Raw genomic sequence first — 16,520 nt, 5'->3', positions numbered from 1 at the left:
GGTGATCACGGGCGGACGATGACCTTCAGGGCGGTCCGCTCGTCCATCGCGCGGTAGCCGGCCGGGATGTCTTCCAGGGTGACCGTCTGGTCGAAGACCTTGCCGGGGGCAACCTTGCCGGCGAGTACGTCCGGGAGCAGCCGCTCGATGTACGCACGGGCCGGCGCAGCACCGCCGGTGAGGGTGATGTTGGGGACGAAGAAGTCGCCGAACCCCACCGGCGCCTCGGCGTACTGCGGAACGCCGACCCGGCTGATCACCCCACCGGCGCGCACCACCCCAAGCGCCTGGTCGTACGCCTCCCGGAACCCGACCGCGTCGATCACCACGTGAGTGCCGTCGCCACCGGTCAACTCGCGCACTGTCGCGATCCCCTCATCACCCCGCTCGGCGACAACCTCAGTCGCACCGAACTCGACCCCGAGATCCGTACGCTCCTTGTGCCGGCCCATCAGGATGATCCGCTCGGCTCCCAGCTGGCGAGCCGACAAGACGGCCATCAGGCCAACTGCGCCGTCGCCAACCACAGTCACCGACGTCCGCTCATTGACGCGGCCCTTCAAAGCCGCGTGGTAGCCGGTGCCGTACACATCGGACAGAGTGAGCAGAGACGGCAACAGCTCAGAGTCCTCATCGACCGGTACCTTCACCAGAGTCCCGTCCGCCAGTGGTACACGGACCGCCTCGGCCTGCAAACCGCCGATGCCATTGCTACCCCAGAAGCCGCCATGCCGGCAGGACGTCTGGAGTCCCTCACGGCAGAAGTCGCAGGTCCCGTCCGACCAGGCGAACGGCGTGATGACGAGATCACCTGGCTTGACGGTCGAGACCTCGCTGCCGATGTCCTCGACGACTCCGATGAACTCGTGGCCCATCGGCTTACCACCAGCTGGGACCGGGGCGCCGTGGTACGGGTGGAGATCGCTCCCGCAGACGCAGGAGCGGACGACGCGCAGGACGGCGTCGGTGGGTTGCTGGATGCTCGGGTCCGGTACGTCGATCACGCGGACGTCGCCGGCGCCGTACAGGTAAGTGGCTCGCATTGCTTCCTCTCAAGGGGGTTGATGACTCCAGTGAAGGCGCTCAGCGACCCCGCGGGGAGTGACTGTCGTTCCAGGTAACGCCAGTACCTCCTTCACAACAGAGCGGCGAAGTAGCGTGGAGGGCATGGACCACAGAGCCGAGATCCGGGAGTTCCTCAGCTCCCGGCGTGCGCGGATCACCCCAGAGCGCGCCGGGCTCCCGGCGTACGGCGGCAACCGCCGGGTGAAGGGACTGCGCCGGGAAGAGGTCGCCCTGCTCGCGGGAGTGTCCGTGGACTACTACATCCGGCTGGAGCGCGGAAACCTCAGCGGAGCCTCCGAGAGCGTGCTGGAGGCGGTAGCCCGAGCCCTGCAACTCGACGAGGCCGAGCAAGCCCACCTGTTCGCCCTAGCCCGCGAGAGCGAGGCGACGCCCGCCCGGCGCAGGCGTAGTACGGCGCAGGGTGTGAAGCCTGCCATCCAGCAGATCCTGGACGCGATCACCGACGCACCTGCCTGGATCCGCAACGACCGGCACGACCTGCTCGCCGCCAACAAGCTGGCACTGGCCCTGTACGCACCGATGCTGGCCGACTCCCGGCGACCGGCCAACACCGCACGCTTCGTCTACCTCGACCCGGCGTCCAAGGACTTCTTCCCCCATTGGGATCGCACTGCTGACGACATCGCAGCCATCCTGCGCTCAGCCGCTGGCCGCAATCCCCACGACAAGGCGCTGACCGAGCTGATCGGCGAACTCTCCACCCGCAGTGAGATCTTCCGGACCCGCTGGGCCGCCCACAACGTCCGCTTCCACCGCACCGGCAAGAAGCAACTGCACCACCCGGTGGTCGGCGCCCTCGACCTCGACTTCGAGGCGATGGAGTTCCCGTCCTCCCCCGGCCTGACTCTGCTCGTCTACACCGCGGCCCCCGGTACGCCGACCGCGGACGCGCTCAAGCTGCTCGCCAGCTGGGCCGCCACCGAACCCGTTGCCCTCAGCAAGGAGTAATCAGTGCAACTGCTACCCAAGACGCCGAGCACCAAGGGACCTGCCGAGATGTTCACCGGCGACGTCTGGTTCGACGTGATCATCCGCGGTGAGGAGCCGTCCCGGGTGCGGGTCAACACGGTCCGCTTCGCCCCTGGTGCTCGCACTGCCTGGCACAAGCACGCGCAGGGCCAGACGCTGCACGTCACCGACGGGGTCGGGCTGATCCAGGCGCGTGGTGGCGAGGTCACCACGATCCGCCCGGGCGACGTGATCTACACGCCGCCGGGCGAGTGGCACTGGCACGGTGGTTCGCCGGACAACTTCATGGTCCACACGGCGATCTGGGAAGCCGGTGAGCCGGACGTCCCCGAGTCGGAGTGGGGCGAGCACGTCACGGACGCGGAGTACGGCGTCTCGTAGTACAGGTCAGCCGGTGATGCCGCCGTTGAGGGTGAGGCCGCCGTCGATGGTGATGGTTTGGCCGGTGATCCAGGAGGCTTCGTCGGAGAGCAGGAACCAGACCAGGGACGCGACGTCCTCCGGCGTGCCCAGGCGCTTCATCGGGTACGCCGCTGCGACCTTGTCCTCGCGGCCTTCGTAGAGGGCGCCGGCGAACCTGGTCTTGATCACCGCCGGAGCGACGGCGTTGACCCGAATCAACGGTGCCAGCTCCACCGCGAGCTCAGCCGTCACCCGCGACAGCATCGCCTTCGTGGCGCCGTACCAGCCGATGCCCGGCGAGGGCGAGAGGCCGGCCACCGAGGACAGGTTGACCACCGAGCCCCCGTGGGCGCGCATCCACGCATCACTGCAAGCCTTGACCCACGCAATGGTCGCCAGCACGTTCGTGTCGACCATCTTGGCCGCCACCGCGCTGTCCACGTCGAGCAGCGAGCCGTAGATCGGGTTGATGCCGGTGTTGTTGACCAGCAGATCCACCGACCCGTACGTCGCGACCGCAGCGGCCACCACGCTCGCCCGGTGCTCACCGTCGGCAGCGTTGCCTGCCACGGCCAAGGCGTAGTCGCGGCCACCCAGGTCGGCGACCGCCTCGTTCAGCGCGTCCTGCTTGCGGCCGGTGATGACCACATGAGCGCCATCGGCCACCAGCCGCTTGGCGATCGCCAGCCCGATGCCGCGGGAGGCACCGGTGACGATCGCCGTCTTGCCCTTGAGGCTCATCAGCTCAGGCGCTCCAGGATCACAGCCATGCCCTGTCCGCCGCCGACGCACATCGTCTCCAGGCCGAACTGCTTGTCCTCGAACTGCAGCCCGTTGACCAGCGTGGTCATGATCCGCGCGCCGGTCGAGCCGAACGGGTGGCCGAGCGCGATCGCGCCGCCGTGCACGTTCAGCCGGTCCTCGTCGATGCCGAGCTCACGCGCCGAGCCGATCACCTGGACGGCGAACGCCTCGTTGATCTCGACCAGGTCGATGTCGCCGATGCTCATCCCGGCCCGGGCCAGCGCCTGCTTGGTCGCGTCGACCGGACCGAGGCCCATGATCTCCGGCGACAGGCCGCTCACACCGGTGGAGACGATCCGGGCCAGCGGGGTCAGGCCGAGTTCGCGGGCCTTGGTGTCGCTCATGATCACCACGGCCGCCGCGCCGTCGTTCAACGGGCAGCAGTTGCCGGCGGTGACCGTACCGTCCGGACGGAACACCGGCTTCAGCTGGCTGACCTTCTCCAGCGTCGTACCGGCCCGAGGACCGTCGTCGTTGCTCACGACCGTGCCGTCCGGCAGCGTGACCGGAACGATCTCGCGCTCGAAGAAGCCGTTGTTGATCGCCTTCTCGGCCAGGTTCTGCGACCGCACGCCGAACGCGTCCTGGTCTTCCCGGCTGATGCCCTTCAGCGTCGCCACGTTCTCCGCGGTCTGCCCCATCGAGATGTAGACGTCCGGGATCAGGCCTTCCTCACGCGGGTCGTGCCAGGTCTCGTTGGTCTCCGCGTACTTCACCGTGCGCTGGACCGCATCCGCGAAGACCTCGTTGAACGAGCTCGGGACACCAACACCCGCCGAGCCGAAGTTCTTGTACCGCGAAACGCACTCGACCCCGGCGCTGACGAAGATGTCGCCCTCGCCGGACTTGATCGCGTGGAAGGCCATCCGCGCGGTCTGCGTCGACGACGCGCAGAACCGGTTGATCGTCGTCGCGGGCGTGTTGTCCCAGCCCAGCTGGACGGCGACCCGGCGGGCCATGTTGCCGCCGTGCTCGTCGTGCGGCTCGGCGCACCCGAGCATCAGGTCCTCGATCTGGTCCCCGGTCAGGCCGGCCTTGTCGACGGCCGCCTTGATCATCTGGACGGCCAGGTCGTCCGGCCGGATCGAGGTCAGCGACCCCTTGTTGGCCCGGCCGATCGGCGACCGGGCAGTGGAGACGATGACTGCTTCAGGCATTTTCCGGAGTCCCTTTCTACAGGCCCAGATCGCGGCCGATGAGTTCCTTCATGATCTCGTTCGAGCCGGCCCAGATCTTGGTGACGCGCGCATCCCGCCAGGCGCGGGCGACCCGGTACTCGTTCATGTAGCCGTAGCCGCCGTGCAGCTGGACGCAGGCGTCGAGGATCTCGTTCTGTACCTGTGCACTCCACCACTTCGCCTTGGCGGCGTCCACAGCGGAGAGCCGGTACTCGTCGTGCGCGACCACCGCGTTGTCGACGTAGGCCTGGGTCACCTCGGCCTTGGTGACGAGCTCGGCGATCAGGAACTTGTTGTACTGGAAGGAGCCGACCGGCTGGCCGAACGCCTTGCGCTGCTTCACGTACTCGATCGTCTCGTCCAGGATCTGGGTGGCGTGCGCGATGTTCGACACCGCGGCGCCGATCCGCTCCTGGGCCAGCCGCTCCATCATGTGGATGAAACCGCGGTCGAGCTGGCCGAGTACGTTCTCATCCGGGACGAAGAGGTCCTCGAAGAACAGCTCGGACGTACCGGACTCGGTCTGCCCGACCTTGTCGAGCTTGCGGCCGCGGGCGAACCCCTCCATGCCCTCCTCGACCACGAACAGCGTGATGCCCTTCGCGCCCTTCTCCGGCGTGGTCCGGGCGGCGACGATGACGAGGTCGGCCATGTCGCCGTTGGTGATGAAGGTCTTCGACCCGTTCAGCACCCAGCCGCCGTCGGCCTTCTTCGCGGTCGTCTTCAGCGCGGCCAGGTCGGAGCCGCCGGACGGCTCGGTCATCCCGATCGCGGCGATCGCCTCGCCGGAGCAGAACTTCGGCAGCCAGCGCTGCTTCTGCTCCTCGGTCCCGAGGTCGACGAAGTACGGCGCGGCGCAGTCGTAGTGGATGCCGAAACAACTCGACAGCGAGGCCGAGACCTTCGACACCTCCTCGGCGAACACCTGGTTGAACCGGTAGTCGCCGACGCTCGAACCGCCGTACTCCTCCGGTACGTCGAGGCCGAGGAAGCCCTGCTTGCCGGCCTCGAGCCAGGCGGCCCGCTCGATCGTCTTCTCCTCGAGGAACTGCTCCATCCGCGGCACCAGCGAGCGGTCGCAGTACTCCTTGGCGCTGGCCCGGAAGGCGTGGTGGTCCTCGTTGAAGATGATCCGTTCCATCGCTGTCCTCCCGAGATGTGTGCCTGGTCACGCTTGCTTGGCGTCGCCAGCTGGTGGCTAAGCGCTTGCTTAGCTTCGCGAACTTAGGGCATGGTGTCAACGTGTCCGCAGTCACCAGCCCCCTCGTCTGGGAGCACGTCCAGCCCGCAGCCGCCCGCCGGCTGCTCACCGGCGCCATCGACGCCTTCGCCGAGCGCGGCTTCCAGGCCACGACAACGCGCGACATCGCGTCCCGGGCCGGCATGTCCCCCGCGGCGCTCTACGTGCACTACCCGTCGAAGGAACGCCTGCTCTTCGAGATCAGCCTGTACGGTCACCGCGCCGCGCTGGAGATCCTGACCGCTGCCAACACCGCCGACACTCCTGCGGACCGCTTGCGCGCCATGGTCGCCGCCTTCACCGCCTGGCACGCCGAGCACCACACGATCGCCCGCGTGGTCCAGTACGAACTGGCAGCCCTCTCCCCCGAACACTTCACCGAGGTAGCCGCCATCCGCCGCTCCATCTCGTCCCTGATCGAGACAGTCCTCTCCGACGGCGTCACCGACGGCACCTTCGCAGTCCCAGATCTCCCCGGCACCACACTGGCCGTCCTGTCGTTGTCGATCGACGTGGCCCGCTGGTACGACCCCACCCGCCGCGCTTCCCCCGAGGCCCTCGGCGCGACGTACGCCGACCTCGCCCTCCGCATGGTCCAGGCATAGCAACGCCCCGCAGCCTCAGGGGAGGTGCGGGGCGTTCCGTAGTACAGGTCAGGCCTGCAGGGCAGCCTGGACGTCGAGGTGGATGTCGACCTTGTCGCCGATGAGGAGCTTGCCGCCCTCCAGCGGGACGTTGAAGTCGATGCCCCAGTCCTTGCGGCTGATCGAGGTCGAGCCCTCGAAGCCGATGATGGTCTGGCCGTACGCGTTCTGCTCCACGCCGAGGAACTCGACGGCGAACTCGATCGGCTTGGTGACGTCCTTGATGGTCAGCTCGCCGGCCAGGATGTAGTCGTCACCCTCGGGCTTGATGCCGGTGCTGACGAACGTCATCTTCGGGCTGTTCTCGGCGTCGAAGAAGTCGCCCGAGCGCAGGTGCCCGTCGCGCTGCTCGCTCCGGGTGTGCACGGAGGCCAGCTCGACCGCGACGTTGGCGGTCGACTCCTCGAGCGAGTCCTTGACGATGATCTCGCCGCTGAACTCCTGGAAGGTGCCGCGAACCTTGGTCATCAGGTGACGGACGGTGAAGCCGATCTCCGAGTGCGCGACGTCGAGGGCGTAGGTTCCGGAAACGAGGCCGGGAATCGTGGTCGTGGCGGTGGTGGTCATGGGGGTCCCTTTCATACGGAAAGACAGGTTCGGGGGCGACGCTGCCGTGAGGTTCGTTAAAACTTCAACCAACGGCGTCGACAGTAGATAGGAACTGTTTAAAAGTCAATTACATTCCCGGTACACTGATCGGGTGACGATGACGACTGGGACCCGGTGGCTTGACTCCGAGCAGCAGGTGGCGTGGCGTGCCTACCTGCTGGGCACTGCACGCCTGATGGCCAAACTCGACGACGATCTCCGACAGTTCGGCCTTGGCATCAACGACTACGAGATCCTGGTACGTCTCTCCGAGGCGCCCGAGCGCCGCCTCCGGATGGCCGAGCTGGCCGACCGGCTGCACCAGAGCCGGTCCCGCCTGACCCACACGGTCGGCCGCCTCGAGGCAGCCGAGCTGGTCCGCCGCACCTCCTGCAAGAGCGACAAGCGGGGCGTCTGGGCCGAGCTCACCGACGCCGGCTTCTCCCTCCTGGAGCACGCCGCGCCGTTCCATGTGGAGGGCGTCCGGGAGAACCTCGTCGACCTGGTCTCCCCCGAGGACTTCGCGGCCCTCGGCCGGATCTTCGACGCCGTCTCCGAACACGTCGGGCAGCGCTGAGAACCACCCCGGGCTTCCCGACGGGTGCTCTGGTCGTCTTCCAAGGCGACTCGATCACCCACGGGGGCCGCGGCGACACCGAGGACCCGAACCACATCCTCGGCCACTCCTACCCGTTCCTGATCGCGTCGTCGGCAGCTGCTGACGAGCCGGATCGGGACTGGCAATTCGTGAACCGCGGGGTCAGCGGCGACACGGTTGCGGCCCTTGCCGCCCGATGGCAGGTTGATGCGCTCGACCTGCGGCCGGACGTGCTGAGCATCCTCGTCGGGGCCAACGACGCGGACGAGGCGATCAAGAGGAAGCCGCAGGAGGCTTCCGCCTTCGGAGCGGAGTACAGGATGCTGATCGATCGCACCCGTACTGCGCTGCCGGACGCGCTTCTGGTGCTGGGCGAGCCGTTCTACCTACCGACGAGCCCGGACCTTCACGAGGAATGGGCCGCCGCCGTTGCCCTGCGCGCCGCGATCGTGCGAGATCTGGCGGACGCCTTCGACGCGATCTTCGTGCCCAACCAGGCCGCTTTCGACGCCGCCGTACTGCGGGCGCCGGCCGAGCACTGGATCTGGGACGGCATCCATCCGACCTACGCCGGCCAGCGGGTCCTCGCCGACGCGTGGCTGTCCGCGGTCAATTCGCGCCTGAGCTGATCGCGAGCCGCGGTCAGCTCGCAGCTGACGTGATCTGGGGCCTGGTCAGCTCGCGGCTGGGGTGATCTCGAAGGCGGCCTCGTCGCGGTCGGCGCCACGGTAGGCGAGCATCGACTCGCGCATCCGGCGCTTCACCGGGGGCAGGTGGTTGACGGCGCGCATCGCAGTACGCATGCCCGCCAGCATCACCCGGCCGATGACCGGCTTGTGCATCGGGTCGGCCGACGTCATCTGGGCCCGTGACTTCAGCACCGCGTCGAAGCCGTACTCGATCATCGCCTTCTCGTACTCGCTGATCGCCGGGATCAACTCGGCGCGACCATCGCGGACCTCGATCAGCTTCTTGCACAGCTGCAGCGCGTCGCGCAGTGCCGTATTGGCCCCGACCCCGCGTCCCGGCGTCATCGTGTGAATCGCGTCACCCAGCAGCGTCACATTGGTGGTCGGCCACGGGTCGAGCGGCACCGAGGTCCAGATGTTCACCGGGAAGCAGGTGCCCGGATCGGTCAGCTCGAACAGCCGCCGCAGCTTCGGGCTCCAGCCGGGCGTCACCTTCACCGCGACGTCGATCAGCTCCTGGCCACGCAGGTCCATGACGTTCGCCGGCAGCTTGTCGGCCGACGCCCACAGACCCCAGTTGATGTAGTCGCGGGTGTTGTCGAACTGCAGTCCCGGCCACCGGCGGATCAGGTCCTCGGTGTTGCCCCCGATCCCCTCCTTGACCTTGCCGTCGCGATCCCACTGGAACTCCATCACGTGCAGGATGCAGCCGAATCCACGCGGCGCCTGCACCATCGTGATGCCCTCGAACACCTTGGGCGAGACGAGTTTCGCGCTTTCCTCGGTGATCGGCAGCTTGCCGGCCAGCGCGATGATCCCGGTCGGCTCGGTCTTCGCCTGCGGCAGGTACTGCCGGCGTACCCGGGAGCCCGAACCGTCCGCGGCCACCAGCAGATCACCGGTCTCCGACGAGCCGTCGGCGAAGTACGCCGTGACGACGTCGCCCTGCTGCTCGAACCGGACGAACTCCTTGCCGAACTCAACCACGTCCTCCAGCCCGGTCAGCAGCACCTGCCGCAACGTCATCCGGCTGATCGACTTCTCGCTCTCGATCGGATCGGTCACCGGCGGCAGCTCCATCGAGAGCACCTCGTTGAGGTCCTCGGTGACCATGTTGAAGTACTTCGGGTCGCGGGCCTTCGTGGCGACGAAGGTGTCGAAGAGCTCCTGGGGCAGCAGCACGCTGAGCGCCCGGCTGCCGTCGGGGTCGATCCCGACCCGGTAGCCGTGCAGGCCGTCGGTCCGGAGTACGTCGCGCTCGAACACGCGCACCTCGATGCCCGCCCGCTTCAGCCCATGGGCGAGCGCCAGCCCGCCGGTCCCGCCGCCGATCACCAACACCTTCATCGGTCACTCCTCCACTACGATTGTCTCGGATCTACAAGTATCTCGGTAATCCGAGTATCTTGGAGATCCGAGAGAAATGCAAGCCCAGTCGTCGTGGAGGTCTGTGATGAGTACCCGGGAAGAGCTGGCCGCCGAGCTGCAGGAGCGGATGATCCGCTTCATCGCGGACGTGATCCTGTTCAACCACACCGTCTCCGCCAAGGTCGGCCTGGGCGGCAGCGACTCCCAGTTCATGACCCTGCTGCAGTCCTACGGCCCGCTGACCCCGCGGCAACTCTCGGAACACACCGGCCTCACCTCAGGCACCGTCACCGGCGTCATCGACCGCTTGGAGTCCATCGGCTTGATCACCCGCCAGCCCGACCCCCACGACCGCCGCAAAGTCCTGGTCACCCCCTCCTTCGAGGCAATCCAGGAAAAGCTCGCCCCCCTGTACGCCGAACAGGGCCGCCGCATGCAGTCCGTCCTGGCCGCCCGCTCGGACGACGAGCTCCGGGTGATCTCCACCTTCCTCGCCGACGCCATCGCGAACGCCCAGCCCCTGAACGACGCCTGAGGATCAGCGCCTCGCCTGGCGCAGCCGTCGGGGTCGCGGCCGGCGCCTGAAGGTCAGCCGTGTGGGGTGCCGGACACGTACAGGACCTGCCCGGTGATGAAGTCGGCCTCATCGTCGGTGAAGAACGCAACGGCCCGCGCGATGTCGTACGGCGTACCGACCCGGCCCACAGCGACTCCCTGTCCGAGCACTGCGACGTGCTCGTCCAGCGTCCGGCCGGCCTCCTTCGCGCCGGCTGCCGTCATCCCGGTGACGACCACGCCCGGCCCGATCGCGTTCGCGGTGATCCCGTCAGCAGCCAACTCGTGCGCAACGGCCTTCGTGAACCCTTCGATCCCCGCCTTCGCCGACACGTAGCTGGCACGCTTCAGCCCCCCGAGCGCAGAGATGCTCGAGATGTTGACGATCCGCCCCCACCCCTGCCGCTTCATCCCTGCCACAACCGCCCGGGTAAACAGGAAGGCGCCTCGCTGGTGAGTGCCGACGACGTCGTCCCAATCCGCGGTGGCCATGTCGGCCAGCATCACGTTGCGGACGAACCCAGCGTTGTTCACCAGGATGCCGATCTCCCCTAGCTCGGTGGCCGCCGTTGCCACAGCCAGCTCCACCTGATGCTCGTCACTGACATCCGCCGTGATTGCCAGCGCTCGCCCGCCAACCGCCTCGATGTCCGCGGCGACCCGAGTGGCTCCCTCACCGTCCCGATCGACGACGGCAACCCGGTGCCCGAGCCCGGCCAGATGCAAGGCAATCCCTTCACCGATGCCACTCGCGGCACCAGTGACGACAGCAGTCCGAGGTGTGGGTGCGTTCATACCAGCATCCAACCTCCGAACAAGGTCAACCAGCTGCCGGCCAACGCGACCGCCCGTTGCCCGGCCGCGCGTCGGCCAACGCAGAAGCCCCCTCACCGAGCGGTGAGGGGGCTTCTGAGGCGATGTCAGTCGCGGGTGAGCTTGCGGTACGTGACGCGGTGCGGGCGGGCCGCTTCGGCGCCGAGGCGCTCGATCTTGTTGGCCTCGTAGGCCGCGAAGTTGCCCTCGAACCAGAACCACTTCGACGGGTCGTCGTCGGTGCCTTCCCACGCGAGGATGTGGGTGGCGACGCGGTCCAGGAACCACCGGTCGTGGGAGATCACCACTGCACAGCCCGGGAACTCGAGCAGCGCGTCCTCGAGCGACTGCAGGGTCTCGACGTCCAGGTCGTTGGTGGGCTCGTCGAGCAGCAGCAGGTTGCCGCCCATCTTCAGCGTCAGGGCCAGGTTCAGCCGGTTCCGCTCACCACCGGACAGTACGCCGGTCGGCTTCTGCTGGTCCGGGCCCTTGAAGCCGAACGACGCGACGTACGCGCGGCTCGGCATCTCGAAGTTCGCGACCTTGATGTAGTCGAGCTCGTCGGAGACCTGCTGCCAGACCGTCTTCTTCGGGTCCAGGCCGCCGCGCGACTGGTCGACGTACGAGATCCGGACCGTCTCGCCGAGCTTGAGGCTGCCGTTGTCCGGCGTCTCCTCGCCGACGATCATCCGGAACAGCGTCGACTTGCCGACACCGTTCGGACCGACGACGCCGACGATGCCGGCCCGCGGCAGCGAGAAGCTCAGCCCGTTGATCAGAACCCGATCGCCGAACCCCTTGGTCAGCTTGTCGGCCTCCAGCACCGTGCTGCCCAGTCGCGGACCCGCCGGGATGTTGATCTCGTCGATGTCGCGGGGCTTGGAGCGCTCGGCCTCGGCCGCAAGCTCTTCGTACCGGGCCAGCCGGGACTTGCTCTTCGTCTGCCGGGCCTTCGCGTTGGACCGGACCCACTCGAGCTCGCGCTCCAGGATCTTCGCCCGCTTCGCGTCCTTCTGGCCCTCGACCACCAGCCGCTGCTGCTTGGTCTCCAGGTACTTCGAGTAGTTGCCCTCGTACCCGTAGGTCTTGCCGCGGTCCAGCTCCAGGATCCACTCGGCCACGTTGTCCAGGAAGTACCGGTCGTGGGTGATCGCCAGGACGGCGCCCGGGTACTTCTGCAGGTGCTGCTCCAGCCAGAGCACCGACTCGGCGTCCAGGTGGTTGGTGGGCTCGTCGAGCAGCAGCAGGTCGGGCTGCTGCAACAGCAGCTTGCACAGCGCGACCCGGCGGCGCTCACCACCGGACAGGTTGTCGACGAGCACGTCCGGCGGCGGGCAACGCAGCGCGTCCATCGCCTGCTCCAGTTGAGCATCGACGTCCCACGCGTTGCTGTGGTCGAGCTCGGTCTGCAGGTCACCCATCTCGGCCAGCAGCGTGTCGTAGTCGGCGTCCGGGTCGGCCAGTTCGGCGGAGATCTCGTTGAAGCGGTCCAGCTTCTTCTTGATGCCGCCGACCCCCTCCTCGACGTTCTCCAGCACGGTCTTGCCCTCGGTCAACGGCGGCTCCTGCAACAGGATCCCCACCGTCGCGCCCTCGGCCAGCCGCCCCTCACCGTTGTTGGGCTGGTCCAGCCCCGCCATGATCTTGAACAACGACGACTTGCCGGTACCGTTCGGCCCGACCACGCCGATCTTCGCGCCGGTCAGAAAGTTCAGGGTGACGTCGTCGAGAACGACCTTGTCCCCATGCGCCTTCCGGACATTGCGAAGGGTGTAGATGAATTCCGCCATACCCCAGAGCCTATGTCCCCACCCCCACCCAACCCCAATCCGGCACCACCCCCACCCCACTCCCCCTCCAAGAACCCACCCGCCACCCAACTCCACCAACCTCGCCGCCACCCGACACAGACCCACTACGAGTCCGCGCCCACCCCACAAGCCACCCACGTCCCACGGAGACACTGGGACCGCCGGCTCGATCAACTGGTTACGTACGGCTCACGAGTGCTCGGAGACTCAGATACGCCAGCCTCGCGGTTATTCGGCGATGCCGCACACGCGGACACGAAGCTACTGCGACACCAGATCTCAGACGTACGCCGGACTCGCGCCCACTCAGGCACATCGGCCACTCCAGCTACATCGGCGACTCCACCACGGAGTTCCTGCGACCGCCGGGCGCGGTACGCCGGTACCCCAGCTCACGGGCACTCGAGTCCGGCGGGAATCCCAGGCACTCGGCCACGGAGGTACTGCAGACGCCAGCCCTCTCGTACTCCGACATGCCGCCTTCGTAGCTAGCTGGCAAGTCCGACGTGGAGGTACTGCGATGAGCAGAACTCCACGGCCACTCGGTACTTCGCACGGCGGTACTGCAAACGCTAGCCCCGGTACGTCGAACTCGCGGGTCGTCGGCTACTCCGGCATACCGATCTCGCGCCGAGTCGGTAGGCCGGCGTGGGTACTGCGATCCACCGACGTAACGGGTACTCCGGGATGGCGGGAACTCCCGTGTGGATGCCAGGTACTCCGGCACGGAGGCGCTTCCGACGACGGGCCTGGAGCGCGTTGGCATACCGGCGCCGAAGCAAGCAAGGTAAAGCGAGTAGTCCGACGTGGAGGTACTGCGGCATCCGGGCCCGTAGGTACTCCGGCACGCCGAGCTGGCGGCTAGTCGCCTATGCCGGGGAGTACTCCGGCACAGCGGTAGGCGGCATTCGTGCCCGGCGGTACTGCGAACGCTGGGCTCGGTAGGCCGGTAGGCCGGTAGGCCGAGCTCGCGGATAGTCGGGTGCTCCGGGATGCCGGGTGCTCCGGACTTGGAGATACTGCGACACCCTCGTGCTTCGAGGTGCTCCGGTACGGCGACCTCGCGGCTGCTCGGATCCGTCGAGCATTCAGCGACGGAGTGCTGAGGAACCCCGGGCCCAAGGCCCAGCGAACCAGGTACGCCGAGGCCGCGGGTAGTTGGAGCCGCTGGGGGTCAGTGGGTGCGGGTGCGGGTGCGGGTGCGGGAGCCGGAGCCGGAGCAGTGGACCTTATGTGGGTAGGTCGGCGGTCGGCTGGCCGCTAGGGGGTTGGGGTGGGTGCCGGTCGGGCATGCAGGTGGGCGGGCTTCGGGAGCCTCGGTCACTGGAGGGTGAGCGGCGGTTTTGGGCGGCTGGCGACCGGCGCGGCCTTCGCCGGGCTGTTGTCGGGGTGCTTTGTCGTTCGTCGCGAGTAGGCCGTCTTCTGGGGTGGGGTCTCCAGACGCCGAGGGTTCTTGGCGGGTGTGGGTGGTCTGGTTATGCGGGGGTGCCTAGGTATCTGGTGGGTAGGGGTTGTTCGGTTGGCGCTGTGGGGCCTTGGGTTAGTTTGTAGGCGGTGGCTTGGGGGCGTGAGGCAACTACTGTGGTGAGTTCGCCGTTGGTGAAGTGGAGGGCTGCGCCGTCTTCGGCGGCGTAGCCGGTGGGGAAGCCGTTCTGGATGAGGTCGAGGTAGGTGCCGCGTCTGAGGGCTTCGCCGTCGTAGTGGGGGCAGGCGCTGCCGGGGAGCAGGCCGAGGCCGTCGGGTAGCGGGGCTAGGCCGTTGGTGCCGAACGAGTCGGTGACCGAGGCTTCGAACCAGCAGTTCATGCCGGCGCTGATGCCTGCCATGACTACGCCTTCCCGATAGGCCTTGGTGAGCGCGACGTCGAGGCCGTGCACTCGCCAGACCGCAAGGAGGTTCGCGGTGTTGCCGCCGCCGACGTAGATGATGTCTTGCTGCAGGACGAAGGCGTCGAGGTCGGCGACGGTGCGGTTGAAGAGGGACAGCACCGTCGCTTCGGCCCGGTCCGGACCGAAGGCGTCGCGGAACCGTTCGCTGTAACCGTCGGAGTCGCCGCTGGCCGTCGGTACGAAACAGACCCGTGGCTTGCGGCCCGCCGGCGCCAGCGAGAGCAGGTAGTCGTCGAGCAACGGGTTGTCCGGCTCCATGGAGAAACCGCCACCACCCATCACAAGAATCTGCGAATCGACCATCAAGACTCCCATCAGGTTCTGAACCGGACACAACGACCGCCTCGCAGAGCAGGAGTACCTCCAACTCTGCGACGCCGGCGGCCCGAACTGCATGCCCGGCTCGCCGGCCGCCGGGCACCCACTTACTTCCTTACGTCACTACATCTTGTCTGGGGACAGGTGCACCCCCCAGCCCGACCTGCCCCAGCCCATCCGCATGCCTGCTCGCGGGCACACGAGCAGCCACGCGACCGCTCCACGGTCGAGCAGGTATGGATCGAGCGGGTACGGATCGAGCAGCCCGAGCCGAGCGACGTCTGGGGTCAGGCGGCTTGGGATTCGGGCGCTGCGTCAGCCGGAGGCGCGTCGAGGGGCGATGGGCCGTCTTGGTCGAGGGGTGGGAGTTCTTGGAGTTGAGGCCGGGGTGGGGTTTTGGTGAAGGTGGACGTGCCTCGGGAGAGGTCGTGCCCGACGCCGAAGGCTTCCAGGACCAGTTTGGATCTGGGGGCGCCTTCCTCGTCCTGCCATTCGTTGGTGCGGAAGCGGCCGGTGATCACCACCGGGTGGCCGCGGTCCATCGACTGCTTGACGTTTGTCGCCAGCGCTCGCCAGCACTCCACAGTGAACCAGTTCGTCGGGCGGTCGATCCAGCCGCCGGAGGCTCGGTCGAACTGGCGCGGTGTGGTGGCCAGCCGGAACGTCACCACCGGCACTCCCTCGGACACCTCCCGGTACCGGATGTCGCTGCCGATCCACCCCTGCACTGCCACATAGGTCTCGCTGATGCTCATGTCCTCCGCCTTCCTCGGGGTCGCATCTGTGCTGTCATCAGAGAAGGTGCCCGCCAACGCCCCGATTCCAGGAACGACTTTCCAGCCTGGGGAAAACTCTATTTCAGGCTTGACTTATATAAGCCAACCCCGGCACTCTGGTGCAACCCGCAGGACCACCATCGAGAGGGCAAACCAGTGATCGACATCCTCGAGCACATCGCCGCGATCCAGCGCCAGGTGCAGCAGACCGGCGAAGAGGTCCGCGTGGTGCTCCGGCGTTCCTATCGGGCAGAGGTCGAGGAGGTCTGGGACGCGCTGACCGACCCCGACCGGATCCGCCGCTGGCTGATGCCGATCACCGGCGAGCTGAAGGTCGGCGGCAGCTTCCAGCTGGAGGGCAACGCGGGCGGCGAGATCCTCGAATGCGAACCACCACAGCGTTTCAAGGTCAACTTCGGTGGCCCGGCCAGCCTGGTCGAGATCAGCCTGAGCCAGAACGGCGAGACCACCGACCTCCAGATGGACCACTCCGTACCGGCCGACTTCGGCGGCGCCAGCGGAGCGCTCCATGTCGGCCCCGGCTGGGACGGCGCCTTGCTTGGACTCGCCCTATACGTCGAGGGCCAACTCCAGGAGCACCACGATCCGCAGGAGATGGCCAACTCCCCCGAGGTCATCGCGTTCAACACGGCGTCCATCCACGCCTGGACCAAGGCACTGCGCGAGTCCAGCCTGGTCTCCGAGGAAGAACTGCGCGCCGCGGTCGAGGCCTCGGCCAACCAGTTCGCCCCAGGCTCCTCGGCAGACGACTACCTCTGACCCGTACTACGG

The 16,520-nt window shown here is 67.4% G+C and carries 17 protein-coding genes; 7 read left to right on the top strand and 10 right to left on the bottom strand.

Translation table 11 applies throughout. From position 1 onward, the window contains the following. Positions 1-5: 5 nt before the first annotated feature. Positions 6-1,043: a zinc-binding dehydrogenase gene (locus tag OHA70_RS23380; protein WP_328321056.1), complete on the bottom strand. Its 1,038-nt coding sequence runs from the start codon at positions 1,041-1,043 to the stop codon at positions 6-8. A 124-nt stretch (positions 1,044-1,167) separates the two neighbouring features. On the opposite strand from OHA70_RS23380, the gene OHA70_RS23375 reads away from it, so the two are divergent. Both OHA70_RS23375 and OHA70_RS23370 read left to right on the top strand, forming a co-directional pair. Next, complete coding sequence (locus tag OHA70_RS23375) at positions 1,168-2,034, top strand: helix-turn-helix domain-containing protein (protein WP_328321054.1); 867 nt, start codon at positions 1,168-1,170, stop codon at positions 2,032-2,034. 3 nt (positions 2,035-2,037) lie between these two features. Continuing rightward, positions 2,038-2,436, top strand: coding sequence for a (R)-mandelonitrile lyase (locus OHA70_RS23370; protein WP_328321052.1), 399 nt, complete (start codon positions 2,038-2,040; stop codon positions 2,434-2,436). A gap of 6 nt (positions 2,437-2,442) precedes the next feature. On the opposite strand, the gene OHA70_RS23365 is transcribed toward OHA70_RS23370, so the two are convergent. The 3 genes from OHA70_RS23365 to OHA70_RS23355 are packed head-to-tail and all read right to left on the bottom strand — an operon-like array spanning position 2,443 to position 5,580. Continuing rightward, positions 2,443-3,198: an SDR family oxidoreductase gene (locus tag OHA70_RS23365; protein WP_328321050.1), complete on the bottom strand. Its 756-nt coding sequence runs from the start codon at positions 3,196-3,198 to the stop codon at positions 2,443-2,445. Next, positions 3,198-4,418 carry an acetyl-CoA C-acetyltransferase gene (locus tag OHA70_RS23360; protein WP_328321048.1) on the bottom strand — a complete coding sequence of 407 codons (1,221 nt, stop codon included), beginning with the start codon at positions 4,416-4,418 and terminating at the stop codon, positions 3,198-3,200. Before OHA70_RS23360 ends, OHA70_RS23365 begins: the two co-directional genes overlap by 1 nt. Before the next feature lie 16 nt (positions 4,419-4,434). Continuing rightward, positions 4,435-5,580: an acyl-CoA dehydrogenase family protein gene (locus tag OHA70_RS23355; protein ID WP_328321046.1), complete on the bottom strand. Its 1,146-nt coding sequence runs from the start codon at positions 5,578-5,580 to the stop codon at positions 4,435-4,437. Positions 5,581-5,681: 101 nt separating this feature from the next. On the opposite strand from OHA70_RS23355, the gene OHA70_RS23350 reads away from it, so the two are divergent. Beyond that, the gene (locus tag OHA70_RS23350; protein WP_328321044.1) at positions 5,682-6,284 is read left to right on the top strand and encodes a TetR/AcrR family transcriptional regulator; all 603 of its coding nucleotides are present in this window, start codon (positions 5,682-5,684) and stop codon (positions 6,282-6,284) included. 48 nt (positions 6,285-6,332) lie between these two features. Here the strand turns inward: OHA70_RS23350 and OHA70_RS23345 are convergent, their stop codons facing one another. Further along, the gene (locus OHA70_RS23345; protein WP_328321042.1) at positions 6,333-6,890 is read right to left on the bottom strand and encodes a YceI family protein; all 558 of its coding nucleotides are present in this window, start codon (positions 6,888-6,890) and stop codon (positions 6,333-6,335) included. Positions 6,891-7,029: 139 nt separating this feature from the next. Here OHA70_RS23345 and OHA70_RS23340 point away from each other — a divergent pair, with 139 nt between their 5' ends. Continuing rightward, entirely contained in the window at positions 7,030-7,488 is a 459-nt protein-coding gene (locus OHA70_RS23340) for a MarR family winged helix-turn-helix transcriptional regulator (RefSeq protein WP_328335192.1), read from the top strand. Then, entirely contained in the window at positions 7,485-8,138 is a 654-nt protein-coding gene (locus tag OHA70_RS23335; RefSeq protein WP_328335190.1) for an SGNH/GDSL hydrolase family protein, read from the top strand. Before OHA70_RS23340 ends, OHA70_RS23335 begins: the two co-directional genes overlap by 4 nt. Before the next feature lie 45 nt (positions 8,139-8,183). Here OHA70_RS23335 and OHA70_RS23330 read toward each other — a convergent pair whose 3' ends face one another. Then, positions 8,184-9,545 carry an FAD-dependent oxidoreductase gene (locus OHA70_RS23330; RefSeq protein WP_328321039.1) on the bottom strand — a complete coding sequence of 454 codons (1,362 nt, stop codon included), beginning with the start codon at positions 9,543-9,545 and terminating at the stop codon, positions 8,184-8,186. Between the two features lie 106 nt (positions 9,546-9,651). On the opposite strand from OHA70_RS23330, the gene OHA70_RS23325 reads away from it, so the two are divergent. Continuing rightward, positions 9,652-10,101: a MarR family winged helix-turn-helix transcriptional regulator gene (locus OHA70_RS23325; protein ID WP_328321037.1), complete on the top strand. Its 450-nt coding sequence runs from the start codon at positions 9,652-9,654 to the stop codon at positions 10,099-10,101. Positions 10,102-10,154: 53 nt separating this feature from the next. Here OHA70_RS23325 and OHA70_RS23320 read toward each other — a convergent pair whose 3' ends face one another. From OHA70_RS23320 to OHA70_RS23305, 4 genes are all read right to left on the bottom strand, one after another. Beyond that, complete coding sequence (locus OHA70_RS23320; protein ID WP_328321035.1) at positions 10,155-10,916, bottom strand: SDR family NAD(P)-dependent oxidoreductase; 762 nt, start codon at positions 10,914-10,916, stop codon at positions 10,155-10,157. A gap of 125 nt (positions 10,917-11,041) precedes the next feature. Then, positions 11,042-12,724 carry an energy-dependent translational throttle protein EttA gene (ettA, locus tag OHA70_RS23315; protein ID WP_328321033.1) on the bottom strand — a complete coding sequence of 561 codons (1,683 nt, stop codon included), beginning with the start codon at positions 12,722-12,724 and terminating at the stop codon, positions 11,042-11,044. 1,496 nt (positions 12,725-14,220) lie between these two features. Continuing rightward, positions 14,221-14,937: a peptidase E gene (locus OHA70_RS23310; RefSeq protein WP_328321031.1), complete on the bottom strand. Its 717-nt coding sequence runs from the start codon at positions 14,935-14,937 to the stop codon at positions 14,221-14,223. Positions 14,938-15,239: 302 nt separating this feature from the next. Continuing rightward, entirely contained in the window at positions 15,240-15,707 is a 468-nt protein-coding gene (locus tag OHA70_RS23305) for a single-stranded DNA-binding protein (protein WP_328321029.1), read from the bottom strand. 177 nt (positions 15,708-15,884) lie between these two features. Here OHA70_RS23305 and OHA70_RS23300 point away from each other — a divergent pair, with 177 nt between their 5' ends. Continuing rightward, positions 15,885-16,508 (top strand): SRPBCC family protein, encoded by a 624-nt coding sequence (locus OHA70_RS23300; RefSeq protein ID WP_328321027.1) that lies wholly within the window; start codon positions 15,885-15,887, stop codon positions 16,506-16,508. The last annotated feature ends 12 nt before the right edge of the window (positions 16,509-16,520 follow it).

The organism is Kribbella sp. NBC_00382, from assembly GCF_036067295.1.
Lineage (GTDB): Bacteria > Actinomycetota > Actinomycetes > Propionibacteriales > Kribbellaceae > Kribbella.
The sequence above is the reverse complement of the archived record's forward strand: the minus strand, read 5'-3'. Positions and strand labels throughout refer to the sequence as shown.

Excerpts from the sequence above, each read along its gene's own strand:
- OHA70_RS23340 (WP_328335192.1), top strand. The coding sequence starts at position 7,030 with ATGACGACTGGGACCCGGTGGCTTGACTCCGAGCAGCAGGTGGCGTGG.
- OHA70_RS23345 (WP_328321042.1), bottom strand. The coding sequence starts at position 6,890 with ATGACCACCACCGCCACGACCACGATTCCCGGCCTCGTTTCCGGAACC.
- OHA70_RS23305 (WP_328321029.1), bottom strand. The coding sequence starts at position 15,707 with ATGAGCATCAGCGAGACCTATGTGGCAGTGCAGGGGTGGATCGGCAGC.
- OHA70_RS23355 (WP_328321046.1), bottom strand. The coding sequence starts at position 5,580 with ATGGAACGGATCATCTTCAACGAGGACCACCACGCCTTCCGGGCCAGC.
- OHA70_RS23330 (WP_328321039.1), bottom strand. The coding sequence starts at position 9,545 with ATGAAGGTGTTGGTGATCGGCGGCGGGACCGGCGGGCTGGCGCTCGCC.
- OHA70_RS23375 (WP_328321054.1), top strand. The coding sequence starts at position 1,168 with ATGGACCACAGAGCCGAGATCCGGGAGTTCCTCAGCTCCCGGCGTGCG.
- OHA70_RS23320 (WP_328321035.1), bottom strand. The coding sequence starts at position 10,916 with ATGAACGCACCCACACCTCGGACTGCTGTCGTCACTGGTGCCGCGAGT.
- ettA (WP_328321033.1), bottom strand. The coding sequence starts at position 12,724 with ATGGCGGAATTCATCTACACCCTTCGCAATGTCCGGAAGGCGCATGGG.
- OHA70_RS23365 (WP_328321050.1), bottom strand. The coding sequence starts at position 3,198 with ATGAGCCTCAAGGGCAAGACGGCGATCGTCACCGGTGCCTCCCGCGGC.
- OHA70_RS23325 (WP_328321037.1), top strand. The coding sequence starts at position 9,652 with ATGAGTACCCGGGAAGAGCTGGCCGCCGAGCTGCAGGAGCGGATGATC.
- OHA70_RS23380 (WP_328321056.1), bottom strand. The coding sequence starts at position 1,043 with ATGCGAGCCACTTACCTGTACGGCGCCGGCGACGTCCGCGTGATCGAC.
- OHA70_RS23360 (WP_328321048.1), bottom strand. The coding sequence starts at position 4,418 with ATGCCTGAAGCAGTCATCGTCTCCACTGCCCGGTCGCCGATCGGCCGG.
- OHA70_RS23310 (WP_328321031.1), bottom strand. The coding sequence starts at position 14,937 with ATGGTCGATTCGCAGATTCTTGTGATGGGTGGTGGCGGTTTCTCCATG.